General features: G+C 68.2%; 19 protein-coding genes, 2 tRNA genes and 1 pseudogene. 1 reads left to right on the top strand and 21 read right to left on the bottom strand.

From position 1 onward, the window contains the following. Positions 1-2: 2 nt before the first annotated feature. The gene (gene tnpB / locus LXT23_RS32780) at positions 3-347 is read right to left on the bottom strand and encodes an IS66 family insertion sequence element accessory protein TnpB (RefSeq protein WP_253984306.1); all 345 of its coding nucleotides are present in this window, start codon (positions 345-347) and stop codon (positions 3-5) included. Beyond that, positions 341-577 (bottom strand): transposase, encoded by a 237-nt coding sequence (locus LXT23_RS32775; protein WP_253984305.1) that lies wholly within the window; start codon positions 575-577, stop codon positions 341-343. The genes tnpB and LXT23_RS32775 overlap by 7 nt, the downstream gene beginning before the upstream one ends. A 286-nt stretch (positions 578-863) precedes the next feature. On the opposite strand from LXT23_RS32775, the pseudogene LXT23_RS50895 reads away from it, so the two are divergent. Continuing rightward, positions 864-1,267: pseudogene (locus LXT23_RS50895) on the top strand (transposase); the annotation flags it as partial. 48 nt (positions 1,268-1,315) lie between these two features. Here LXT23_RS50895 and LXT23_RS32765 read toward each other — a convergent pair. From LXT23_RS32765 to LXT23_RS32675, 19 genes are all read right to left on the bottom strand, one after another. After that, on the bottom strand, positions 1,316-2,404 hold the full coding sequence (locus LXT23_RS32765; RefSeq protein WP_253984304.1) for a hypothetical protein: 1,089 nt from the start codon (positions 2,402-2,404) through the stop codon (positions 1,316-1,318). Next, positions 2,397-4,304 (bottom strand): AAA family ATPase, encoded by a 1,908-nt coding sequence (locus tag LXT23_RS32760; RefSeq protein WP_253984303.1) that lies wholly within the window; start codon positions 4,302-4,304, stop codon positions 2,397-2,399. The genes LXT23_RS32765 and LXT23_RS32760 overlap by 8 nt, the downstream gene beginning before the upstream one ends. Beyond that, positions 4,305-6,044: a restriction endonuclease subunit S gene (locus LXT23_RS32755; protein WP_253984302.1), complete on the bottom strand. Its 1,740-nt coding sequence runs from the start codon at positions 6,042-6,044 to the stop codon at positions 4,305-4,307. Then, positions 6,041-8,386: a type I restriction-modification system subunit M gene (locus LXT23_RS32750; protein WP_253984301.1), complete on the bottom strand. Its 2,346-nt coding sequence runs from the start codon at positions 8,384-8,386 to the stop codon at positions 6,041-6,043. Before LXT23_RS32750 ends, LXT23_RS32755 begins: the two co-directional genes overlap by 4 nt. 23 nt (positions 8,387-8,409) lie before the next feature. After that, a complete protein-coding gene (locus LXT23_RS32745) occupies positions 8,410-11,133 on the bottom strand; it encodes a type I restriction endonuclease subunit R (RefSeq protein WP_253984300.1) in 2,724 nt (907 codons plus the stop codon). A 122-nt stretch (positions 11,134-11,255) separates the two neighbouring features. Beyond that, positions 11,256-11,332 (bottom strand) — tRNA-Pro (locus tag LXT23_RS32740). A gap of 95 nt (positions 11,333-11,427) precedes the next feature. Further along, a complete protein-coding gene (locus LXT23_RS32735) occupies positions 11,428-11,817 on the bottom strand; it encodes an integration host factor subunit alpha (RefSeq protein WP_253984299.1) in 390 nt (129 codons plus the stop codon). A 93-nt stretch (positions 11,818-11,910) separates the two neighbouring features. Next, positions 11,911-14,322: a phenylalanine--tRNA ligase subunit beta gene (pheT, locus tag LXT23_RS32730; RefSeq protein WP_253984298.1), complete on the bottom strand. Its 2,412-nt coding sequence runs from the start codon at positions 14,320-14,322 to the stop codon at positions 11,911-11,913. 90 nt (positions 14,323-14,412) lie between these two features. After that, positions 14,413-15,462: a phenylalanine--tRNA ligase subunit alpha gene (gene pheS / locus LXT23_RS32725; RefSeq protein ID WP_253984297.1), complete on the bottom strand. Its 1,050-nt coding sequence runs from the start codon at positions 15,460-15,462 to the stop codon at positions 14,413-14,415. Positions 15,463-15,623: 161 nt separating this feature from the next. Further along, positions 15,624-15,971 (bottom strand): 50S ribosomal protein L20, encoded by a 348-nt coding sequence (rplT, locus tag LXT23_RS32720; RefSeq protein ID WP_253984296.1) that lies wholly within the window; start codon positions 15,969-15,971, stop codon positions 15,624-15,626. Positions 15,972-16,059: 88 nt separating this feature from the next. After that, positions 16,060-16,266: a 50S ribosomal protein L35 gene (gene rpmI / locus LXT23_RS32715; RefSeq protein ID WP_253984295.1), complete on the bottom strand. Its 207-nt coding sequence runs from the start codon at positions 16,264-16,266 to the stop codon at positions 16,060-16,062. 167 nt (positions 16,267-16,433) lie between these two features. Continuing rightward, complete coding sequence (gene thrS, locus LXT23_RS32710; RefSeq protein WP_253984294.1) at positions 16,434-18,362, bottom strand: threonine--tRNA ligase; 1,929 nt, start codon at positions 18,360-18,362, stop codon at positions 16,434-16,436. 76 nt (positions 18,363-18,438) lie between these two features. Further along, positions 18,439-18,510, bottom strand: a tRNA-Val gene (locus LXT23_RS32705). Positions 18,511-18,578: 68 nt separating this feature from the next. Next, a complete protein-coding gene (locus LXT23_RS32700) occupies positions 18,579-19,265 on the bottom strand; it encodes a uracil-DNA glycosylase (protein WP_253984293.1) in 687 nt (228 codons plus the stop codon). Further along, positions 19,262-20,236, bottom strand: coding sequence for a hypothetical protein (locus LXT23_RS32695; RefSeq protein WP_253984292.1), 975 nt, complete (start codon positions 20,234-20,236; stop codon positions 19,262-19,264). The genes LXT23_RS32700 and LXT23_RS32695 overlap by 4 nt, the downstream gene beginning before the upstream one ends. Beyond that, on the bottom strand, positions 20,233-21,339 hold the full coding sequence (locus tag LXT23_RS32690) for an AI-2E family transporter (protein WP_253984337.1): 1,107 nt from the start codon (positions 21,337-21,339) through the stop codon (positions 20,233-20,235). Before LXT23_RS32690 ends, LXT23_RS32695 begins: the two co-directional genes overlap by 4 nt. 470 nt (positions 21,340-21,809) lie before the next feature. Then, a complete protein-coding gene (locus tag LXT23_RS32685; protein ID WP_253984291.1) occupies positions 21,810-22,172 on the bottom strand; it encodes a PEGA domain-containing protein in 363 nt (120 codons plus the stop codon). Next, entirely contained in the window at positions 22,172-22,312 is a 141-nt protein-coding gene (locus tag LXT23_RS32680) for a hypothetical protein (RefSeq protein ID WP_253984290.1), read from the bottom strand. Before LXT23_RS32680 ends, LXT23_RS32685 begins: the two co-directional genes overlap by 1 nt. Positions 22,313-22,333: 21 nt before the next feature. Then, on the bottom strand, positions 22,334-23,185 hold the full coding sequence (locus LXT23_RS32675; protein WP_253984289.1) for an LPP20 family lipoprotein: 852 nt from the start codon (positions 23,183-23,185) through the stop codon (positions 22,334-22,336). Between the last annotated feature and the right edge of the window lie 103 nt (positions 23,186-23,288).

Genomic DNA, 23,288 nt, shown 5'->3' with positions numbered 1-23,288 from the left:
ACTCAGTGCGCCGGCTTGCGTCGCGCCCTTCCCCCGGCCTCCACCAGCGCCAGCAACTCGGCCAACTGCCGCGCCTCCAGGTGCACCGTGGCCTGGCCCTCCACGGGCACCGGCACCCGGAACCGCCCCGCCTCCAATCGCTTGGCGACGGTGCAGTACCCATTGGCGTCCCAGAAGAGAATCCGCACGAAGTCCTTGCGCCTCGAGAAGAAGACGAAGCGGTGCCCCGACTTCGGCGCCTGTCCCAGGCTGCCCTCCACCAACGCGCTCAACCCGTCCGCCTGCTTGCGCATGTCGCACGGCGCCGTCGCCACCCAGATTCGCACCCCCTCCGGCAGTCTCAGCATCCCTGCACCCCCTTCACCGCTCGCAGCACCCGCTCCACCAACTCCTGGCTGGCGCCCACCTCCACCCTCACTCGCACCCCGCCCACCTCCACCACCACCGTCTCCTCGCGCGAGGGGGCCGGTGCCACCTCCACCGGCACGAAGCCCAACGCGGGCTTCGTCTCCGGACTCCCGTCGCGCCGCCGCGTCCAGAAGCGCAGCCGCTCGCGCGGCAGTCCATGTCGGCGCATGAACGCCGACTGCGCCCCTCCTTCTGCCTTCCACGCGCGCACCACCTCCGGGGTCCACCTCGGTTGCCGTGCGGCTACCAACCACGCCGGCTCCGCCCTCGTCGTCGTTGCTGTGCTGGTCGTCATCGTGCCGCGCACTGTGCACGCCATGGCTCATGGCGACGACCTGGGCACGACCGGATGCTTACGCGCCTACTACATGCGCACGGGCCCCGGTGTGCCCGCAGCACGCCAGCCGCCGGTCGGTTACCGTCAGCTGGAGCGCGCAGCGCCAGGCGAGGAGGTATGGCTGCTGATGGAGTGGCCTCGTGGGGAGGCCCACCCGACGAAGTACTACCTGTCCTCTCTGCCGGAGAACACTCCGCTCAAGGAGTTGGTGCGGCTGGCCAGACTGCGCTGGAGAGTGGAGCGCGACTACCAGGAGATGAAGGGCGAGGTCGGCCTCGACCATTTCGAGGGACGCACCTGGCGAGGGTTCCATCATCACGCCACGCTTTGCATGGTGGCCCATGGCTTCCTCGCCCTGCGCCGGGCGCTTTCCCCCCGGAGGAAGACACGGTGGACACTGCCCCAGGTGCGGCGGCAGCTCCAACTCCTGTTGCTGCGCCGCATCGGCCACTGCCCCTTGTGCCTGCGCCCCATCAACGCTCGCGCGCCTCCACATGGGCCGTCGCTCATGTGACCGGGTAGTATTAGGCGCACTGGCTCGGCACCTCGAGGGCCTATTCGGCGCCTTTGCTACAAAGCACTCAACCGCGCCGGGGTCAGCACGGTCTCTGCCACGATGCGGTGGACATCGACATTCGGCTCGGCATCCGAAAGGCGGTCACGATAGTCAGTGAGTCGGAGTCTCACCTCGTCGAGGGTGAGGCCAGGCTGTTTCTTCCGGAGCTTTTCGACTTCGCGCTGCACGCGGCGGTATTCAGCCTTGAATTCCCGGGTCCAGCGCTCGCCCAGGTTGAGCAGCGTGTCCAGATTGCTCACCTTCAGCATGTGCGCTGGGTCATTGCTATCGACGCGGATGGCGAAGGCGACCTCGTCGTAGCGCAAGCGCAGAGCGCCGCTGGAATGCCGGTGGTAGGGGTGGAACCAGTCCGTGAAGTTGCCGTCTGCGTGGACGGGCCTCTGACCTTTTTGGGGTGCTTCGTTACATTCGCCGCAGATGGGCAGCAGGTTGTCGGCGCAGACGGCCAGCAGCGGGAACGCGGCCTTGCCCACCCAGTGATCGACGGCGGGCAGCTTCAACTCGCCGCCGCACAGCACACAGACCTCGCGCGCGTCCGGGTGTGGGTCGAGGCGGTGGGCCTGGCGGAACTCGCGCTCGAATTGTTTGTAAGTCACGCGCAGCGTGGTGTCAGCCGTCGGTGTGCCGTTGCTCTGGTAAGGCAGGCCGTCGCGCAGGCCCTCCTCGTAGAACGCCACCATCAGCGCCTTGAAGCTCGTCCACTGCCTACCCTGCTTTTTCCAGCCGTTGGGCGCATCGATGGGTAAGGCGGCGGGCGGCGCCGCAGTGAAGTGTTGGGAGAGGTTGGCCACCGCCTGCACCCATTGCTTCAGCCCCTGCTTTTCCTGTGCGGGCAGATCGGCAATGGCCTTGGCGTCCTCCAGCAGCTTCTTTGTCTTCGTCGTCGATCGCTGGTCGACAGCAACCAGCACACATAGCCACTCGCCTTCGATGGTGCTGGGCATTTGAGCCCGCAGATTGGCCTCGGTCACATCCGTCCCATGCACGTTCGCATCGCACAGCCACAGCACAAAACGCTGCATCAGGCGCTGGCAGGCCGCGAGGGCGGGGAGGCAGTTGACGCGGTGAATGGGTTTAAGCATCACCCTCCTCCGCCGTACCAGGGGTGGCTTGCCGGGCTTTGAGGAGCAGCGCGCGGAGCTCGTCCCTCAGAGGATCGGATTGCAGTACCGGGATCACTTGCTCGATGGCGCGCAGGTCCGGCGCCTGCTGCCAGCGGTTCAGCAGGGTTTGCAGCTCGGTGCGGTAGAAGCCCGTGCCCATACGGCGGATGAGCGCATGCAGTTGGCGCACGTCTTCCTGGCTGGGGTGGGTCTTGACAGATGCGGCTTGAATGAAGGCTTCGATGCGGCGCTGGGCGCGCACGCCGATGCTGTCGTCGGCGCCAAACACCGTCATCATCAGTGCACTGGGGTCGGTGGCGAAGGTGCGGTCGGAGACCTGCGCGGCGGTGGACCGGCCGTCGGTCTTGCGGATCAGCACCACCTCGTCGTCAAAGACGTCCGAGAGCACGATGGCTGAGTGGGTGGCAATCAGCACCTGGCTGGCATCCGCGCCCATGGCATCGTCCACCACACCGACGATCTCGCGCTTCCAGGCGTCGTTGAAATGGGTCTCGGGCTCATCCAGCAGCAGGAGCGCGTCATCCTGCCTGGCCAGCAGGTGGAACAGCGCCCAGCGGCCCAGCACCATGCGCTCGCCATCGGACAGCTCGCTGTAGCGCAACACGCCTACGTCATCCAAACTGTCGAGCCGTTCCTCCTCGGGTCTGTCAGTGCGGCGGATGAAGAGCTCCAGGCCTTCCAGCAGCCCATGCCGACGCCAAGCGAGCAAAGCACCAAAGCGCTCGAAAGCCGTGTCCCCCAGTTCTCCCAGGAGCGCATGGAGCGCCTCGCCTTGTGTTCCGAGCTTTTCGAAGCGTGCCTGGTCCGCGAACTTGCCGCGGTCTTGCGGCAGCGGCCCTTCGATATCGAAGTACAGGCTGCGCCACTTCTCGGTGGGGTGCGGCTCGGCGATTACTTCGCCCGCAGCCAGCAGCGCATCGTGCAGGCGGGTCAGCAGGGCACGCTGGGCCGTCAGCGCCCGAGCCAGGTTGAGCCGCAAGCGTACGCCGACCAGGCGGTGCCAACCGGCCTTGACGAACAAGTCCGCGAGCCCTTGGTCCTCCTGCCCCAGCCGGCGGCGTTCGGCGCCTTGCAGCGCCACGGCCAGCAGTGCGCTGGCCAGCTCCATTGATTCCAGCAGCAGCGGGCGGAGGAACAGGTCTTTGGGGCTGGCTTCGCCAACTGCGGACGGAGCCGCAACCGGCTCATCGAAGCTGTCGCCTTCGAGCATCGTGCGGGCTTCGTCTTCGGCGGTCCAGCCCGGCGGACGTTCGATTTTAGGGTCGTAGTCCTCGGCATGGGTGACCAGGTCCAGCGCCTCGCCCTCCACCGGCGGCTGCCAGGCCTCGCGCCACGCATCGATCAGCCCGGAGGTGTAGGCCAGCACCGCGCGTGGCAGCGCATCCGGCGCGGCCTGCGGGTAGTCGCCGCGTGCGATGCGTGCTCTGAAAACCGATAGCGGCCCCTCCAGCGAGCTGTCTACCTGACGCAGATAGTCGATGGCGTTTTGGAACGTCTCGCGTTCGGTGGTGTCGTCAAAAGCCCAGCCCTCGGCCAGCCACAAGCTGGTGGCGTGCTGCTCGCCCGGGCAATCGAAGATCAGCGTGCGGTGCCCGCTCTCACCCGGGCGGCCCAGCTCATAGACCAGGCTCACCGGGAATGGCGGCAGGCGCTCATCAGCCAAGGCGAGGAAGGTGGAGGAGACGGCGCGTAGCAGATGGCTCTTGCCGCTGCCGTTCAAGCCAATCACGAAATGGATGGAGCAGTTTGCAGCCCCACCCCGCGGCTCGAAGGCCCCCCAGGGCGCGCGCAGGCTGAAGTCCACCGCCAGATCCGCCAGCGGCGGGTAATGCGCCAGGTGCAGGTAGCGCAGCCGCATTCAGCGCCCCTCTTGCTCGCGGCGCTTGAGTTTCTCGACCACCTGCTCGGCATCCTGCAAGGCCGTGTCTTCCTCGGCGCGGCTGCCGGTTTCGTCTCCGCGCAGCGGGCGAAAGGCGGTCAGGAACTCGGTGCGGAGGGTAGACCGGTTGTCGTGTGGCAGGCTCATCTTGCGGACGAGGCCCATCGCCGCCAGCTGCTCCAGCGCGCGGCGCACCTCGTCACGCCCGGCGGCGAAGCCCTCCAGCCGCCAGGCCGTCCGCGGGCTGGTGCAGAAGTCATCGAACACCGCCGGGTCATCGACCAGCACCGCGCTGCGCCACTCGTGGCGCAGCGTGCTCAACACCTCTCGCTGAAAAGCGGAGAGCTGATCGATCAGGGCCTGCCGGCGCGGGCGGGCAAAGCCCGTGGAACGCTCGGGTGGCGCGCGCACGGTGGGCTGCACCGCCTCGCTCCGCGTGGGCGCACCAAGGGCTTCGTCGCGCGCGCGGATGGCGGCGTCCAGCTCGGCGCGGTGTTGCTCGCGCCAGGCGGCGGTAAGGCGGCCCGAGAGGGCTTGCGCGACCAGGGCTGGCATCAGCTTGTCGAAAGACTCCACGGTTTCAATCAACTGCTTGCGCTGGGCTTCGATGTCGCGAACGAAATCGGCGAAGGCCTGCTGTTCTTCCGGCGATGGCAACGGAATGGTGATGCGGGCCAGGTCGGTGGGGCTGACGTTGGCCATGCTGACGGCCTGTTTGGCGGCATTGAACAGCCGATACTTGCCATAAGGGCTGTTGAGCGTGGCCCACAGGAACTCGGGCCATAGCCCCTTCTTCAACCGAAGGCGCACCAGGTAGGACGCAAAGCTGAACCGCCCCGCCGCGTCGCGCCAGATGGCACATTTCCCCACCAACTCCTTGGAGTTGGTGCGGTTGAACAGCACGTCTCCATCGCGCAACTCGGTGGCCTTGGCGTCGCGAGTGGAGACATCCGCGTACTTGAGGTCGCGCAGATTCCACCAACCGGAGGTGGTGATGCTGTTCATCCGCAGCACGGCATGGCTGCCCGATTCGCCCATGGCCTCGGAAATGCCGTACTGGGCGCTTTCCAGATATTCACCGATACGCACAGGACTGCGCAGGCCGTCGCTCGCGAAGTAGGGGCCGAACTGCTGCCGGTAGCGCGCTTGGACCAGTTTGTCGAAGCGTTGAGCCGCGCTTGACTTGTCCTGGACCAGCGCATCCGCCTCCCGCAGCATCTCGACGATGCGTTGCTGTTCGGGGAGCGGGGGGAGCGGAAGTCTGACGCGTTTGAAGAATTCGGGTGGAACGCGCTGCAACCCCCCCGTGCCAACGAATGCAGCAGCCGCTTGCGCTCGAAACCAGGACTGCCGAACGAAGTGGAACAAGAATTCAGCCAATAGCACGTTTGGCATTGGCCTCAGAACATGGAATTCGGTGGAGCCGAAACCGAAACCGTTCACCAGGTCACGTGCAAGAGCCGCCTTTCCGTTCTCCATGCACGGTGTGACCTTGGCAAACAGAAGGTCACCCTCGCGGAACGGCGTATACCCTTTCTGCACTTCCGCGAAGCTGCGCGTCTCTGGTTCGATGATCGCACCGATGGATTCATCCACCGCGGACATGGGAACGAAACTGACAGGTGTGTCACCAGCCGGCTTTTCTTCGGCGGTGAGGCGCGGATTCAGCTCGCACACCTGTAGTAGAGAGGTTTCCCGCCACCCCTGCGGCCACTTCATACCCGCCCCTCCATCATGGCCTGCAGGCGGTCCAGCCTCTTGAGGATGCCGTGCTCGAAGGCGCGTAGTTCTTCGATGAGATCGGTGACCGACACGTCGCTGGTCATCTCGGCCAGGTCGAAAGGCTTGTACTGGCCCGCGGAGAGGTTCCAGTCGCGTGCTTCGATGCAGTCGGGGTCGAGCAGCGCGGCATCAAGGGTGTCGCCGTCATAGAGCCGCAGCTGCTTTTCGGCCACATATTCGGGGCGCACCAGGCCCGTGGCATCGTGCGAGCCTTGCAGGGTACCGTCGGCTGAGCGCCATTCGGTATCCACCGCCCAGGCGCGCAACGGCACGGTCCAGCATTTGCGCACGTTGGCCGGGCGTGCCTGGTTAATGTCGGCGCTGCGCAGCCAAAGGTCGTAGCCGTCCACCTTGGCCACGTCGCGGGCCAGCGGGGCGAGGGCATCCACCAAGTCGGGCAGCGGCTCGACGTTCGGTTCTTCGGGCACCTGCTCCTGTGCCACGCGACAGAGCTGTTTCCACAGCGTCAGAGCGAGCCCTTCGTCTTCAAAATAGCGCTGGAGCTCACGCACCGCGCTGTTCCATTTGGTGCTGGCGGTCTTGCCAGCGTGGGCGAAGTGCCGTGCGGCGACGTCGGCGAGCCGCGGCGCGACGCGCTCGCTCACGAACGCTTCGGCGGTTGCCGGATCAGTGGGCAGCTCCGGGAACAACTCGTGGATGGCCCAGGTCTTGTTGTCGAAGGCTGGAGCGGCCTGCTCGTCATCCGCGAAGGCAAAGCCGGCGGGGGTGAGCTGGCCGCTGGCATCACGCAAGCTGGCCTGGCGCCAGCGTTCGCGCCAGTAGCACGGTTGATGGTAGTGCGCCTCACCCTCCAAGGCGGCGCGGCCTTCGCGCTGCCAGCGCGCAAACTGAACCAGTGCGTCCCAGAGGTCGTTTTCCTGCCCGGGGCGGGGGGTGCGTTTGGCGTCCGGCATGTAGCCGTCGGCGACCACTTCATAGAACCACACCCATTCGGTGCGTGGAGTGGTCTTCTCGAACGTGGTCTTGCGTCCCCGCGGGGTTTCCTTGCGGAAGACGAGGATGGAGGTCTTCACGCCCGTGTAGGGCTGGAACACGCCGCCGGGCAGCGAGATGACGGCCTCGACGCAATGCTCAGTGAGCAGCTCACGGCGCAGCTTGATGTGCGCGTCGGTGTTGCCGAAAAGCACCCCTTCCGGGACGATAACCGCGCAACGGCCGCCGACCTCTAGCAGGTCCAGCATCAGCCACAGGAAGAGCAGCTCGCTTTTGTTGGTCAGCACCTCATCCTTCTTTTTGCCCTTGGTACCGGCGCGGGGAAAGAGCAGGGGGTCGCGTTCCAGGTCCGCGGTGTCCACGGTGCCGGTGAAAGGCGGGTTGGCCAGGACATAGCGATAGCTCTCGCTGGCGAGCAGGGGGGCCAGCTCCGGCTTGCCTTCGCGTTTGGAGAGGGAGTCGCCTTGCTGCAGCTGCGGGTTGTGGACGTCGTGGAGCACCAGGTTCATCCAACCGATGCGGGCCATGGTGCGGTCATTGTCGATTCCCACGTAGCAGTGGCCATCGTTGAGGCGTTCCAGCTCTTCTGCGCTGGCCTGGGCGGTGTCGATGCGGTGCGGCGCGCCGTCCCACTCCAGGCGCACGTTGTCTGGCGCGGACAGCTGCCGTCGCAGGAACTGCTGGGCGCTGAACAAGAAGCCGCCAGTGCCGGCGGCGGGGTCGATCAGGCGCTCACCGGGCCGGGGCGCGAGCAACTCCACCATGAAGCGGATGAGGTGGCGCGGTGTGCGGAACTGGCCGTTCTTGCCGGCGGTGGCCACTTCCGAGAGCAGGTATTCGAAGGCGTCGCCCATCAGGTCTTGCGCGGCGCTGCCATCGCCAGCCTGGACAAATAGCTCGTCGATGAGCTGAACCGCGTCGTGCAGCACCTGGCCCTTGTTGGGGTCGAGCTGGAAATAGGCATCGGCCATGCGGCCATCGAGGCCTTCGAGTTCGGTGCCCTCTTCGTGCTCTGACAAGCGCTTGTCCAGCGTGCGCAGCCAGGGAAAGACGACTTCAATCAGATGCCTCGTGTTGGTGCTCTCCTGGCGGATGTAACGCCAGCGGCAGGTTTCGCCGTCGAACTCAGCCTTGTCCTCGGGAAGGCGCTTGGCATAGACGGAGTGCTTGCCGGCTCGGACGCGCTCGCGATCCAGGTCTTCCAGCCGTTTGAGGAAAAGCAGATAGGTGATTTGCTCGACGGCGACCAATGGATTGGTGAGGCCGGCGGACCAGAAGCGGTCCCAGAGTTTGTCGACTTTTTTGCGCAGGTGGGGGGCAAGCATGGCGATGTCTCGATTCTCGGGGTTCAGGCGGCGCGGTCAGCCAAACGTTCAGCCAGCGCGAGGAGTTCGTCGATGTCCCGCGGCGCGAACAAGGCTTCCACGTGGCCAACATTGACCAGCGGCGCCTGCGACAGTGCGGCGCGAGTGACGCGGCCGTGGCGCAGCACGGCGGCCTTGACGGCGCGCAGGAAGGCCAGTTGGTTGGCTCGCAGCCCGGGATGGGCGGCGAGGAAGGCGTCGAAGGCGGCCTGCACGCGGGCCTCGCGATCGGGCAGGCGGGCGTCTTCGCACAGGATGTGGCGCAACAGTTCGACCAGCGAGGCCTGCGGTGCGTCGAAGGCCTGGCGCAGGGTGTCGGTGGTCACGAACAGGTCGGCTTGGTTGAGCGTAGCGGCGATCTGGTCGAACTCGTCATCGCTCAGGGCTTCGCCGCGCTTGAGCCTGGCCAAGGCCGGATGTTCGTCGGCCAGCCGGCGCACGAAGGCTTCGACCTGTTCGCGGTATCTGTCGGCGAAGGCGCCTTCGCCGGTAGGGCCGTAGATGATCCAACTGCGCTGGGCAATGCGGTCGGGCAGGTTGATTTCGATCGGTTGCCCGCCTTCGCGCACACGAAAGCGCATCAGCGGCGCGAAGCGGTCTTGCAGCTCGTCCAGGCGCGGCGGATCCAGATGTTGCCAGAAGCCGGGCGAGAGCGCGAAGGCGCGCGCTTGGGCATGGGTGCGAACCTCGGGGATGTCGTCGGCCAGTCGCAGCAGGGCGTCTTGAATGCGTTGCTGGAGGCGGGCCAGCTCCTCGGCGCGGCCCAACACGTGAGCCATGGCGGCGCGTTCGCACCAGATGCGCCACTGCAGCTCGTCGATGGCCTGGCCGGGCACCAGCCGCAGCAGCGGCGCCAGCGCGTGCGACAGATGCTCGATGGGGGCCGATTCCGGGAATGGCCACTGTTGCGCCAGGCGGTCCAACGTCTCGACATGCGGGCGCACGTCGACGCTCTGGCGTGGCAACGCGCCCAGCATGGCTTGCAGCCGCGCGACGGTCACGTCGGTGGGGCGCTGCTGGGCGTGTTCGAGCAGCCAGCGCTCCAGGCGCAGGCGGAACAGCCGCACGGGCAGCGGTTCGCTGGGGCGTTCGGTTTCACCTTCAGGGTTGAGCTGGAAATAGGCGAAGTTCTTCCAATGGTCGATGATGAGAAAATCGCGCTTGCGCTCGCCTGTGGCCGGGTCGGTATGGAGCCGGGTGCCACGGCCGAGCATCTGCCAGAACTTGACGCGGCTGAATACCGGCTTGGCGAACACAAGGTTCTGTAGGGCGGGCACGTCCACGCCGGTGTCGAGCATGTTCACCGAGATGGCCACGCGCGGCATGGACTTGAATTTGAAATCGTCGAGCAGCGCGTCGGCACGCTCTATGTAGCTGTCGATGATCTCGGCCAGCCCCTGGCTTTGCAGCTCGGGGTAGAGGCGGTTGAAGCTCTCGTATAGACGCTTGGCGTGGGCGTGGCTGACGGCAAAGACAATGGTCTTGTGCGGTAGGCCTTGGGCATCCCTGCGGCAACGGACCATGAACTCGCGCACGATGGCATCGTTGGTGCCCTGGTTGACGATAGACTTTTCCAGGTCGCTGCCTTCAAAGTCGAGTTCTTCGAGGTCCACGCCCTGATCGAGCGCCATTTGCTTGAGCGGTTCGGGCAGCGCCTCGCCCTGGATGCCTTGGATCTGGAACTGGGTTTGCGCGTTCAACACGCGGTAATTGACCAAGTTGCCGGCGGCCACCGCCTGCTCGTAGCTGTAGAGGTAGGTGGGCACGCCGTCGTCACAGGCGAAGAGCTGGAAGGTGTTGTGGTCGATGTAATCGGTGGGCGTGGCGGTCAGTCCCAGCACCAAGGCATCGAAATGGTCGAGCAGCGCCTTGTAGCGCTGGTAGATGGAGCGGTGGCTTTCATCGGCGATGATGAGGTCGTAGTGGCCAACCGACAAGCGCTCGTAGACTTGCATCATGCTCGGGTAGGTGGCGAAGTGGATGCGCGCGGTGGGCGCTTCGCCGCCTTCGATGCGAGCCAGGCTTTCATTCGGCAGGCGGGTCTTGAACTCCATCATGGCCTGACGCACCAACTCGCGCCGGTCGGCCAAGAGCAGCACGCGCTGTACACGCTTCGCCCTCAGCAGCAGGTCCACCAATGCAATGGTGGTGCGGGTCTTGCCCGTGCCAGTGGCCATGACGAGCAGGAAGCGACGCCTGGCAGCTTCGATGCCCTCCGCCACGCGCCGGATGGCCTCGGCCTGGTAGTCACGGCCCGCGATGCGCGGCTCGATAGCCACAGTACCCAGAGGCTGTGCGTAGCGCCGCTGATGGAGCAAGCGCTCCAGGTCTTCAGGGGTATGGAAACCCGCCACTGGGCGCGGCGGGTAGCGGTCACGGTCCCAGAATTGAATCTCGCGGCCGTTGGTGAGGTAGACGAAGGGGTCGATGCCGAACCTAGTACGGATGGCATCGGCGTATTCGGCCGCTTGCCGCTTGCCGGCCAGTTCATCTCGGCTGCTGCGCTTGGCTTCGACAATGGCGATGGGGTTGCCTGCGGCGTTGAGCAGGACATAGTCGGCGAAGCTGCGGCCGTCGTACTCGCCCTCTTGCTCGCCCGTGCGCAGAAGCACTTCTTCGAGCAGATTGCGCCGAGCACTCGACCAGCCGGCACGCGCCAAGTCGGCGTCGATGCGGTGAGCTCGGGTTTGGGCCTCGGTGCGCGTCATGCCACCTATCCTCCGTCAACGAGCCCTCCCCGCTTGCTGCCAGTTCGCAGCTGGAGCCTGGGAGCCCCAAAAGGTGAAGGCCCTGGAGCCCCGGCTTTCGCCAAGAACTCCAGGGCCTTCGATGGTCGGGGCGACAGGATTTGAACCTGCGACCACTTGCACCCCAAGCAAGTGCGCTACCAGGCTGCGCTACGCCCCGGCACTGCTGCTGCCACCGTCGTGAAACGGTGCGCGCCCTTATGCCCCCACATGACGGTCAGGTCAAGCAAGAGCAGCACGGCGCGGTGGGAAAACTCACGCTTCCGAGTCCTCCATTCCCTCCTCGTCGAAGTCCTCGCCCCGGGCCTCCGCCGCGTCCGCCGCCGCCTCCTCCCGCGCGTCGATCTCCGCGTGATCCTCCGGCGGTGCCTCCCCGTTCAGGGCGCTCTTCAGCACCTGGCTCGGCCGGAAGGTCAGCACCCGGCGCGCCGAGATCTCGATCTCCTTGCCGGTCTGCGGGTTGCGACCCACGCGCGCCTTCTTCTGGCGCACCTGGAAGTTGCCGAACCCGGAGATCTTGATCTTGTCCCCGCGCTCCAGCGTCTCCTTCAAGGTGTCGAACACGAGCTCCACGATCTCGGCCGACTCCTTCTTCGAGAAGCCGACCTTCTCGTAGACGCCCTCGATGATGTCCGCCTTCGTCATGCGATTCCTCGGGATGCCCTCGGTGCGATGAACGCGGAGGCACTGTTGCAGTCTTACCGGAGGAGTGTCAACCCTCTGACTTCATTCAGGAATTCAGGCGCGCAGCGCGGCCCCCAGCCGCTGCTTCACCTGATCGACGATGCGCTGGTGCGCCTCGTTGACCTCCACGTCGGTCAACGTCCGCTCGGCTGACCGGTAGCGCAGCGCGTACGCCAGGTTCTTCTGCCCCTCCGCAATCTGCTTGCCCGTGTACACGTCGAACACCTGGGCCTCCTCCACCAGCGGCTTCCCCACCTCCAGGATGACCCGCCGCACCTCGTCGTTCGCCAGCTCCAGCGGCACCACCACTGCCAGGTCGCGCAGCACCGCCGGGAAGCGTGGCAGCGGCTGGTACTCGGGCACCAGCCGGGCCGCCGCGTACAGCGGCTCCGTGTCCAGCTCGAAGGCGAACACCCCCTCCGGAAGTCCCAGCGCCTTCACCACGCGCGGGTGCAGCTCCCCCACGTGCCCCAGCACCGTGCCGTCCGCCGCCTTCACCTGCGCACAGGCCTTCGGGTGGTACGCCGGAGGCTCGGCCGGCGAGAAGGTGACGCCCTCCACCCGCAGCGCCCCCAGCACCGCCTCCACCGCACCCTTCGCGTCGTAGAAGTCCGCCTTCGCGTCCTTCTGCGTCCAGCTCCGCCCACCCCGCAGGCCCCACACCAGGCCGCCCACCCGGGCCACTTCGCGCGCCGCGGGCCGCTGCCCCTGTCCACCCCCGGCGTCCCGGAAGTACGCCCGGCCCGTCTCGTAGATGGCCACCGTCTCCACCTGGTGCCGCACGCTGCGCGACAGGTTCTCCAGCAGGCCCGGCAGCAGGCTGGTGCGCATCACCGACTGCTCCGCGCTCAGCGGGTTGAGCAGCGCCACCGGCTGCTCCTTCCCACCCAGCACCTCCAGGCTCTTCGGCGCGACGAACGAGTAGTTCACCACCTCGTCCAGCCCCGCCCCCGCCAGCGCCTGGCGCATCCGCCGCTCGGCCTCGGCGTGCGCGGGCTCGGGCGCCAGCTCCGCCAGCCCGCGCGGCAGCTTCGCCGGGATGTTGTCGTAGCCGTACACGCGGGCGACCTCCTCCAGCAGGTCCTCCTCACGCTCCACGTCCACGCGCGCCCGGGGCACCTCGTACGTCGCCTGCCCCGTCCCCTCCTCCACCGCCTTGAAGCCCAGCGCCGCGAGGATGCGCCGCACCTCGCCCTCCGCCACCGCCACGCCCAGCACCTTCTCCACCCGCGCGAAGCGCAGCGTCACCTTCCGCGCCGGCTGCGGCGCCGGGTACACGTCCACCCGGCCCGGAGCCACCGTGCCGCCGGCCAGCTCGGCGATGAGCTGCGCCGCCCGGTCGATGGCGGGCACCACCGCGTCCAGGTCCGCGCCGCGCTCGAAGCGGTGCGACGCCTCCGTGTGCAGCACGTGCCGCTTCGCCGTCCGCCGCACCCCGGAGCCCTGGAAGTTCGCCGACTCCAGCACCAGGCGCTTCGTTCCCGGCGTCACCTCGCTGTCCCCGCCGCCCATCACCCCCGCCAGCGCCTGCGCCCGGCTCCCGTCCGCGATGACCAGGTCGTCCGCGTCCAGCGTCCGCTCCTTGCCGTCCAGCGTGGTGAGCTTCTCGCCCTTCTTCGCCGTCCTGACGACGATCTCCTGCCCGCCCAGCTTGTCCAGGTCGAACGCGTGCAGCGGCTGCCCGTACTCCAGGTTCACGTAGTTGGTGACGTCCACCACGTTGTTGATGGCGCGCACGCCGCACGCCTTCAGCCGGTCCTGCATCCACTGCGGCGACGGGCCGATGGTGACGTTCTCCACCACGCGCGCCACGTAGCGCGGGCAGCGCGCCCCGTCCTCCACGCGCACCTTCACGCGCTCCGACGCCGGCGTGCCGGACTCCGGGGGCTTCGCCTGGGGCACCTTCAGCGCCGCGCCCGTCACCACGCCCACCTCGCGCGCCACGCCCAGGTGGCTGAGCGCGTCCGGCCGGTTCGGGGTGACGTTCACCTCCAGCACCACGTCATCCAACCCCACCGCCTCCGCGATGGGCTGGCCCACGCGCGTGGCCGGCGGGAGGATGAGCAGCCCGCTGGACTCCTCGCTCAGCCCCAGCTCCTTCGACGAGCAGAGCATGCCGAAGCTGTCCACGCCGCGCAGCGCCGCCTGCTTGATCTCCACGCCGTTGGGCAGCTTCGTGCCCACCGTGGCCAGCGGCACCTTGTCGCCGACCTTGTAGTTCTTCGCGCCGCACACCACCTGCAGCAGCGCCGTCCCGCCGATGTCCACCTGCGTGACGGACAGCTTGTCCGCGTTGGGGTGCTGCACGGACTCCTTGATCTGCGCCACCACCACGCCGCGCAGTCCCTCGGCCGGACGCTCCAGCCCCTCAATCTCCAGGCCCGCGGCGGTCAGCTTGCGCGCCAGCTCGTCCACCGACGGCGACAGCGCCACGTAATCGCCCAGCCACTTCACCGAAATCTTCACAGGTCCACCCTCTTCCCTACCGGCTGGAACACGGGGGCACAGCCTCCCCGCTTCCACCGAAGCGGGTCCACGGCCAGGCCCCCACAGGACTCAGAACTGCTCGAGGAACCGCGCGTCGTTCTCGAACATCATCCGCAGGTCGTCGATGCGGTAGCGCAGCATGGCGATGCGCTCCACGCCCATGCCGAACGCGTAGCCCGTCACCTCGCCCGGGTCATACCCCGCGGAGGTGAAGACGTTGGGGTGCACCATGCCGCTGCCCAGCACCTCCAGCCACCCCGTCTGCTTGCACACCCGGCATCCCTTCCCGCCGCACGAGGTGCAGGAGATGTCCACCTCCGCCGAGGGCTCGGTGAAGGGGAAGAAGGACGGGCGGAAGCGCGTGCGCGTGTCCGAGCCGAAGAACGCCTTCACGAAGGCGTCCAGCGAGCCCTTCAGCTCAGCGAACGTCACGTCCTTGTCCACCAGCAGCCCCTCCACCTGGTGGAACATGGGCGTGTGGGTGATGTCCGAGTCGCGGCGGTACACCCGCCCCGGCATCACCGCGCGGATGGGCGGCTTGCGGTTGAGCATGTACCGCACCTGCACCGGCGACGTGTGCGTGCGCAGCAGCACCGCGCTGTCCGCCTTCTTCGCGTGGCCCAGCGAGGACTCCTCCACGTAGAAGGTGTCCTGCATGTCCCGCGCGGGGTGGTCCTTCGGCAGGTTCAGCGCCTCGAAGTTGAAGTAGTCCAGCTCGATTTCCGGGCCGCTGGCCACGTCGAAGCCGAGCCGGGAGAACGTCCGGACGATGTCCTCCATCGTCCGGGACACCGGGTGCCGGCTGCCCGGCATCACCGCGCGCCCCGGCAGCGTCACGTCCAGCCCGGGCCCCTTGAGCTCGGCCGCCAGCGCCGCCTCTTCCACCCGCTGCAGGGCGTCCGCGAGCAGCTTCTCCAGCTCCGCCTTGACGGTGTTGGCCACCTCGCCCAGGGCGCGCCGCTCGTCCGGGGCCAGCTTGCCCATGCCGCCCAGTACGCCGGACAGCTCGCCCTTCTTGCCCAGGTAGCGGACGCGAAGCGCCTCCACCGCGGACCGCTCCGACGCGACGCCAATCTCCTGCTTCGCGGCCTCCGCCAGCGCCAGCAATCGATCCCGCATGGCCTACCGCCTCCGTTCTACGCCCCGCCAGGCCCGTGGGCCTCGAGGCAAAAAAAAGGGCCGCCCTGTCCAGGCGGCCCGTTCACTCACCCGGAGGGGCTACGGGCCGAAGCCCCTTGCCCCATCCGTTCTGTTGCCAGCCCTCGTCGGGCCGGCGTGTCTCAGGCCGCCTTCGCGATGTTGGCGACGGCCGTAAAACCCGAGGGATCCGCGATGGCCATGTCGGACAGGACCTTGCGGTCCAGACCGATGCCCGCCTTGGCGAGGCCAGCGATCAGCTTCGAGTAGGACAGGCCCACCGTGCGGGCGGCCGCGTTGATGCGGACGATCCACAGGCGGCGGAAGTTGCGCTTGCGAGCCATGCGGTCGCGGCTGGCGTAGTCGAGCGCCCGCTCCACGGCCTGGTTGGCGCGCTTGTAGCAGTTCTTCCGACGGCCACGGTAACCCTTGGCCAGCTTCAAAATCCTATTGCGACGGCGACGAGCCTTTACACCCTTTTTGACGCGCATGACTTGCTCACTCCGGACTGCGTAGTTTGAAGCCCCTCAGCGCCAGCGTACCGCCGCTCCGACGAGGCCACGCGAACTGCCGACTCTCTCAGCCCCCGTAGGGGAACATCTCCTTGATGACCTTCTTCGCATCCATGTCGCGGAGGTGGCTGGTGCCACGGGTGCCGCGCTTGGACTTCGGCGTCTTCGAGAACGTGAAGAGGTGCTTGGCGAAGGCCTTGCCGTGCTTCACCTTGCCGCTCTTCTTCACTTCGAAGCGCTTCTTCGCGCCGCTGCGGGTCTTCAACTTCGGCATGGTCCTGATCCTTCCTTGCACAGCGCCGACGATTCCCCGGCCTGGTGCGAGAATCCTCGAAAAACAGGGAACTTACGCCTGCTCCCCTCGAAAGTGCGCCAAGATACTTGGGTGCGACCTGGAGTCAAGGCCCGTCAGCAAGCAGGCTGGCAGCCGGGCCCTGTCGCTCACGGCAGGGCGGCTTCCTTCGCCAGCAGGGCCTCGAAGTCCGTCAGCTTCATCGTCTTGAGGTCCTCACCGCCGTAGCGCCGCGGGGCGACGCCCTCGCCGGTGACTTCGTTGTCCCCCACCACCAGGGTGAAGGGCACCTTCTGGAGCTGGGCCTCGCGGATCTTCGCGTTGAGCGTCATTCCGCGCTCGTCGAACTCCACCCGGTAGCCCTTGGCGCGGAGGGTGTCGCGCACCTTGCGGGCGTAGTCGTTCTGCCGGTCCGCCACGGTGACGAGCACCGCCTGCACCGGGGCCAGCCACGCGGGGAAGGCGCCCGCGAAGTGCTCGATGAGGATGGCGGTGAAGCGCTCGAAGGAGCCGAAGATGGCGCGGTGGAGCACCACCGGCCGGTGCGGGGCGTTGTCCTCGCCGATGTAGGTGAGGTCGAAGCGCTCCGGGGCCAGGTAGTCCAGCTGCATGGTGCCCAGCTGCCACCGGCGGCCGATGCTGTCCGACACCGCGAAGTCGATCTTCGGGCCGTAGAAGGCGCCGTCGCCCGGGGCCAGCTCGTACTCGAGGCCCAGCGACTCCAGCGCGGCCTTGAGGCCCTCCTCGGCGCGGTCCCACAGGGAGTCGTCGCCCAGGCGCTGCTCGGGGCGCGTGGACAGCTTCACCGCGTAGGTGAGGCCCACCGCCTTGTAGACGCGGTCCAACAGCTTCACGAAGCGCCGCACCTCGTCGGTGATCTGGCTCTCCATGCAGTAGATGTGCGCGTCGTCCTGGGCGAACTGGCGCACGCGCGTGAGCCCGCCGAGCGCACCCGCCGCCTCGTTGCGGTGCAGCACGTCCTGCGTGTGGAAGCGCAGCGGCAGGTCGCGGTAGCTGTGCTTCTTGAAGCCGTAGAACAGGTGGTGCGACGGGCAGTTCATCGGCTTGAGGGAGAAGTCGTGCTCGCCGGACTCGCTGTCGAGCACCAGGAACATGTTCTCCTTGTACTTGCCCCAGTGGCCGCTGGTCTCCCACAGCCCCTTGTTGAACATCAGGGGCGTCTTGATCTCCACATAGCCATCCTCGGCGGTGAGGTGGCGCATCCAGTCGGAGAGCGTCTGGTAGAGCGCGGTGCCCTTGGGCGTCCAGAAGGCGGCGCCCGGCGCGTACGGGTGGAAGTGGAAGAGGTCCAGCTCCTTGCCCAGCTTGCGGTGGTCGCGCTTCTTCGACTCCTCGATGCGCGTCAGGTACTCCTGCAGCGCCTTCTTGTCGAAGAAGGCCGTGCCGTAGACGCGCTGGAGCATCGGGTTGCGGTGGTCGCCGCGCCAGTAGGCGCCGCTGGACGAGAGGATCTTGATGACGCCGATCTTCCCGGTGCTCGGGGCGTGGGGCCCCAGGCAGAAGTCCACCCAGTCGCCGTGCTTGTAGAGCGTGAGCGTCTTGGCGCCCCTGGCGGCGATGTCCTTGACGATCTCCACCTTGAACTTCTCGCCCTTCTCCTCGAACAGGCGCACGGCCTCGTCCATGGCGACTTCCGTGCGGACGAAGGGCATGTCCTGCTTCAGCTCGGCGTTGGCCGCGGCCTCGATCTTCTCCAGCTCCTCCGGCGTAAAGGGCTTCTCGCGGAAGAAGTCGTAGTAGAAGCCGTCCTCCGTCGCGGGACCGATGGTCACCTGCGTGCCGGGGAACAGGTGCTGCACGGCGCTGGCGACCACGTGGGCGGCGTCGTGGCGGATGAGCTCCAGCGACTCGGGGCTCTTCGGCGTGAAGATCTGGAGCTTCGCGTCCTCTTCCAGCGTCCGGACCAGGTCCATGTCCTGGCCGTTCACGCGGGCGAAGAGGGCGGCCTTGGCCAGGCCGGCGCCAATGCTCTCACGCACGAAGTCCGCGATGGTGGTGCCCCGGGCCGTCTGCTTCTGGCTTCCGTCGGGGAGTGTCACCGTGATCATGTCGGACATGCGAGACCTCGGAAAAACCGCGGGCGGCAGGCTCTTGAGAAGCCGTGCCGCCCGCTGAGAGAACTCTCTACTGTGTTGGGTCGTAGTGGGATCGAACCACTGACCCCTACCGTGTCAAGGTAGTGCTCTACCGCTGAGCTAACGACCCGTCGTGCTGATGGGCGGCGGGAATAGCAGCGGGCTCCCGCGGCTGTCAAGGAAACATGGCGAGGGCCCTCAACTCTTCCCGTCCAGCAACACGCGGACGCGGGCCATCACTTCATCGAACATCCCTGGGGTCAGCCGGCCCGTCTGGGTGTTCTGCTGGCTGACGTGGTAGCAGCCCAGGAGCGTCCGCCCGCCCGGCAGGGCGAACTCGGCCCCATGGCCGAAGGCGGGCCGGGGCGTGGGGAGCTTCACCCCGGAGCGGTCCAGCGAGGCCAGCGCCGCGTTCCAGCCGATGGCCCCCAGCGCGAGGAGCACCCCGCCGGGCAGCAGGGCCAGCTCGCGGTCCAGGAAGGGCGCGCACCGGGCCAGCTCCTCCGGGAGCGGCTTGTTGTCCGGCGGGGCGCAGCGGGCGGCGGCCACGATGAAGGCGTCCTTCAGGGTCAGCCCGTCCTCGCGGTGCTGGCTCGTTGGCTGGTTGGCGAAGCCGGCGCGGTGGAGCCCGGCGAACAGGAAGTCCCCCGAGCGGTCACCCGTGAACACCCTCCCCGTCCGGTTGGCCCCATGCGCCGCCGGCGCCAGCCCCACGATGATGAGCCGGGCCCGCGGGTCCCCGAAGCCCGGCACCGGCCGGCCCCAGTAGTTCCAGTCGCGGTACGCGCGGCGCTTCACCCGCGCCACCTCCTCGCGCCACTCCACCAGCCGGGGGCACGCCCGACACGCCACGATTTCCCTGTGCAGCTTCTCCAGCTTCGTCACTCCCGGCTCCCGCGTACGGCCGCCTCCAGCCGCTCCACCCAGGCCCGCGCGTTGGTCAGCGCCGCCGGGGAAGAGCCCACCTCCAGCTCCAGCTCTGCGGAGGGCATCCGGCTGAACAGCGCCACCAGCGCCGCATCATCCGGCGGCCCTGTAACGCGGACCCGCCGTCCCACGCCACAGGGAGGCCCCGCCACCGGTGCGCCAGCCTCCACCGTGAGGGCCACTCGGGCGCGAGTGACGGCCAGGGGACCGGAGAGCGCTTCGTCCGTGCAGGTAGCAGCGAAAGCGCGCATCGGGCCCGAGGGGCCGGACCCTGTCGCCTCGGCGCGCCCCCCACCTGGAGATGCGGCGGGCCCGGCTCCGAGCACGCCATCGGCCCCGGTCCGCCTCTCGCCAGGCTCCGACGCGAGCGCGGCCTCCGCCCCTGCCCCCGCGGCGACTCCCACCGCGCGGGCCAGGACCAGCACCTTCGCCCCCGGCAGCTGCACGAGCTCGCCCCACCCGGCCAGCGTCGCCTCGGCCGCTTCAGGCAGCCACGTCACCCGCGAGGGACGAAGCGCGGCCACCCTCCGAGCCGTCTCCGCATCCAGGCGTCCGTGTACGTCCACCGCGACCTTCCGGGGCCCCAGCCGGTGGTGCCACGCCCCTCCCGTTCCCAGGGTGCGCGAGTCCAGCCAGGCCCCCGCCCGAGGTGCCCGGCGGAGCTGCCCTGCCTGGGCCTCGAGCAGCGGCGGCCGGAGCTGGACATAGGCCTCGGGGAAGCGGGCCACCGCCTCCACCGTGGAGTCCCGCAGCATGTTGGAGCGCGTGCGCAGCCACAGCACCGTGCCGCTGCCGGCCAGGGCGCGCAGCGTGTCCGCGTCCACGGACTCGTCCACCACCAGGTGGAGCCGGTAGCCGGGCAGCGCCAGCGTGTCGGGCCCGGGAGCCTGGGCCAGCAGCGCCGCCAGCAGTACGGCCACGGCCGTCACGGCGAGCGGGCCTCTCCCGAGTACAACCGCGTGCGCTGATAGCGCTGCACCACCACGCGCAGCACCACCTTGAGGATGGCCGCCACCGGAACCGCCAGGAGGATGCCCACGAAGCCGAACAGCTCGCCGAACGCGAGGATGGCGATGATGACCGCCACCGGCGCCAGGCCCACCTTCTCACCCACGATGCGTGGCGTGATGACGAGCCCCTCCAGCATCTGCCCGATGACGAAGGTGCCGGCCACCACCCCGAGCTGCCACGGCCCCTGCCACGACAGCATCAGCCCCACCAGCGACAGCAGGATGCCCACGCCCGTGCCGAGGTACGGCACCATGTTGCCGAACCCGGCAATCACCCCGATGACGATGGCCATGTCGATGCGCCCCGCGGACAGCCCCGCCGCGTAGATGACCGACAGCACCGCGCCCACCGTGAGCTGCCCGCGCACGAACGCGGACAGCACCTCGTCCACCTCCGCGAAGCGCCGGCCCACCAGTCCCACAGCACGCCGGGGCAGCAGGTCCTTCACCATGCCCATCAGCCGCGGGTAGTCCTGCAGGAAGAAGAAGGCCAGCACCGGCACCACCGTGAGGCCCAGCAGGGTGACGACGAGGCGCGCCGTGTTGCCCGCGAAGCTCGCCAGGATGCGCGCCGCCGCAGGGCCCGCGCTCTGCACCAGGTCCGACGCCTGCTGCCCCAGCTCCGCGGTGCGCTGCCGCACCAGGTCCGGCAGCGACCGCCCCAGCAGCGCCTCCGCCTGGGGCACCACCTGCGTGCTCGCGCGGCGGAAGAAGTCCGGCAGCTTCGCCGCCTCCTCGCGGAACACCGGGATGAGGTACAGCACCGCGCCCACCATCAGCAGCGTGCCCGCCACGAAGACGACCGTCGTACCCCAGGTCCGATTCAGCCCGCGCTTCTCCAGCGCCGTCACCACCGGGTTGAAGACGTAGGCCCCCGCCAGGGCCAGCAGCACCGGCACCGCCACTCCGCCGAACACGGAGAGCAGCGCGAACACCAGCGCCAGCGAGCCCACCATCACGCCGGCCCACCACAGGTCGATGCGCCGCGCGTCGGACTCCGACAGCCCGGCCTCTGGCGCCATGCTCGCGGCCCCGGCTGCCAGGGCAACGCTCGACTGCCCGCCCGCTCCCGAGGCGGCGGCGGCCTTCGGTGCTGCCACCGCATGGAGCACGGGGCCAGCAAGCGGGACGGCGGGCTTCGCGGTGGGCTTCACCGCGGCGGGGGCACTGTTCTTCCGGCGGCGTGAGATGGCGATCTCCTCTTCAGCTACGGGCTACGGCTTCTTCAAGGCCTGATTGCGCTGCACGAAAGCGCCGAAATCATCGTCGCGGAGCTTCCGGTCCACCGCCGTCGCACGGCCTACCACCCCACCCACCCTCGACCTGCAGCTCCCGGACGACCGCTTCTCATTCCTCTACCGGAATCTCGCACGGAGAGGGAACCTGGGCCCACTTCCCCGGCGCAGGCTGCTTGACTGGTGCACCGGCTCCGGGCCACACGCGGGCCACGCCCTGCCCCTACGGGCCACCACGGCCCTCCAGTCACGTCGCTTTACGGGGCACCACCCCCCGGGGCCGGCATGGGCCTCAGCTGGATGGTCAGCCTCGCCCGGGCCCCGCTGGCCTCGTAGTACGTCGTGTACGGCCAGAAGCCCTGCTTCTTCACCTCGACGTGGTGCAGCCCCACGCCCACGCGGAGCCCCTTCGGCGAGCCCGTGAAGTCGCTGCACTGCCCCTGGAGGACGCCATCCAGGTACACGTCCGCATCCTCCGGCTCGCAGCGCAGCGCCAGGTTCCCGCTCGTCTGCTCCGCGCCCTCCATCAGCGCGCGCGCGCGGGTCACGGACTCCGGCTCCTGGCGTCTCGCACACCCGGAGACCGCCACCACCACCGCCGCCAGCCACGCGCCGCGCATCAACGCGCCAGCGCCACTTCGGCAATGTTGCGCGTCACACCCGTCACGCGGGCCGGCGTGGCCACCCTGCCGAGCACGCCCGTGCTTCCCGCGAAGCGCGGGGCGAACGGGCTGCGGCCTTCCTTGAAGTGGCCCTGCATGACGTCGCTGACCCCGCTGGGCTACTGCGTGACGATGACGACCCGGCCCTCGGCCAGGAAGCGTGTGTTGACCTCGGCCAGCGCCTTCGCGTCGTCCGAGGAGAGCACCAGGTCCGAGCCCTTCAGCCCCGTGGCCTTCACCACCAGCGGCTTCTCACCCACCAGGGTGGCCTTCTTCGCGGCCTCCAGGCTCTCGAACCAGGCCGCCACGCCGGACGTGGCACGGCTCTCGCTCGAGAGCGCCGCCGCGCCATAGACCGCCTTGCCCGAGCCATCCAGGAGCCGGGGCGCCAGCATCGGCTTCACGCCCAGGCCCCGCGCGTCCACCACCAGGCCCGTGTACTTCTTCGTCCCCTCGGCGTTGAGCGCGATGGCCGAGTCCGGCGCGGGCGTCACCAGCGAGGCGGTGATGGCCGCCAGGGGGACCTCCACGTCCACCTCCACGCCGCTGTCCGAGAAGTACCGCTTGGCCACGACCTTGTAGCCGCGGATGGCGCCCTCCACGCGGCCGCGCACCTCGTCGCGGGACATCTCGTCCCCCACGGTGCGGCCCGCGCTGAGCTGGATGCCCTTCGTCTGCTCGAGGAGGTTGCGGAACGCGTCCTGCTTCGCGGACCGCTCCGCGCCCAGGCGCGCCTGGGCCGGGTTGGACGCCTTCAGGTCCGGAGCACCCGCCCCGGTCGCCCGAAGCACCTGCCCCTCCCAGTTGACGCCCACCGCCGCGGGCCGCGCGACCTCAGCGGTCGCCGTGCCAGTGCCCGAGGTGCTCGCCGGACGCGCGGCCGAAGCCGCCGGGGCCTTCGCCTCCTTGCCCTGGCCGAGCGCCGTCATCGGCACCACCGCCAGCAACAACCCCCACAGCGAACGCCTCACGGGAAATCCTCCAGTCCTCACCCGACTTCGCGGGTAGCTTCAGGACAGAATGATCCGCCATTCAATGAGCGCGCTTCGAGGGAAGTCAAGGCGCGCCCTGGAG

Origin of the sequence: Pyxidicoccus xibeiensis (assembly GCF_024198175.1) — a bacterium.
Taxonomy (GTDB): Bacteria; Myxococcota; Myxococcia; order Myxococcales; family Myxococcaceae; genus Myxococcus; species Myxococcus xibeiensis.
Note: the sequence above shows the minus strand (reverse complement) of the source record. Positions and strands in the feature narration are given on the sequence as shown.

Coding starts and splice junctions, on each gene's coding strand:
- tnpB (WP_253984306.1), bottom strand. CDS start 347: ATGCTGAGACTGCCGGAGGGGGTGCGAATCTGGGTGGCGACGGCGCCG.
- LXT23_RS32765 (WP_253984304.1), bottom strand. CDS start 2,404: ATGCTTAAACCCATTCACCGCGTCAACTGCCTCCCCGCCCTCGCGGCC.
- pheS (WP_253984297.1), bottom strand. CDS start 15,462: ATGCGGGATCGATTGCTGGCGCTGGCGGAGGCCGCGAAGCAGGAGATT.
- LXT23_RS32735 (WP_253984299.1), bottom strand. CDS start 11,817: ATGACGAAGGCGGACATCATCGAGGGCGTCTACGAGAAGGTCGGCTTC.
- LXT23_RS32690 (WP_253984337.1), bottom strand. CDS start 21,339: ATGGCGCCAGAGGCCGGGCTGTCGGAGTCCGACGCGCGGCGCATCGAC.
- rpmI (WP_253984295.1), bottom strand. CDS start 16,266: ATGCCGAAGTTGAAGACCCGCAGCGGCGCGAAGAAGCGCTTCGAAGTG.
- LXT23_RS32775 (WP_253984305.1), bottom strand. CDS start 577: ATGCGCCGACATGGACTGCCGCGCGAGCGGCTGCGCTTCTGGACGCGG.
- LXT23_RS32750 (WP_253984301.1), bottom strand. CDS start 8,386: ATGCTTGCCCCCCACCTGCGCAAAAAAGTCGACAAACTCTGGGACCGC.
- thrS (WP_253984294.1), bottom strand. CDS start 18,362: ATGTCCGACATGATCACGGTGACACTCCCCGACGGAAGCCAGAAGCAG.
- LXT23_RS32685 (WP_253984291.1), bottom strand. CDS start 22,172: ATGCGCGGCGCGTGGCTGGCGGCGGTGGTGGTGGCGGTCTCCGGGTGT.
- LXT23_RS32745 (WP_253984300.1), bottom strand. CDS start 11,133: ATGACGCGCACCGAGGCCCAAACCCGAGCTCACCGCATCGACGCCGAC.
- LXT23_RS32680 (WP_253984290.1), bottom strand. CDS start 22,312: ATGCAGGGCCACTTCAAGGAAGGCCGCAGCCCGTTCGCCCCGCGCTTC.
- LXT23_RS32760 (WP_253984303.1), bottom strand. CDS start 4,304: ATGCGGCTGCGCTACCTGCACCTGGCGCATTACCCGCCGCTGGCGGAT.
- rplT (WP_253984296.1), bottom strand. CDS start 15,971: ATGCGCGTCAAAAAGGGTGTAAAGGCTCGTCGCCGTCGCAATAGGATT.
- LXT23_RS32755 (WP_253984302.1), bottom strand. CDS start 6,044: ATGAAGTGGCCGCAGGGGTGGCGGGAAACCTCTCTACTACAGGTGTGC.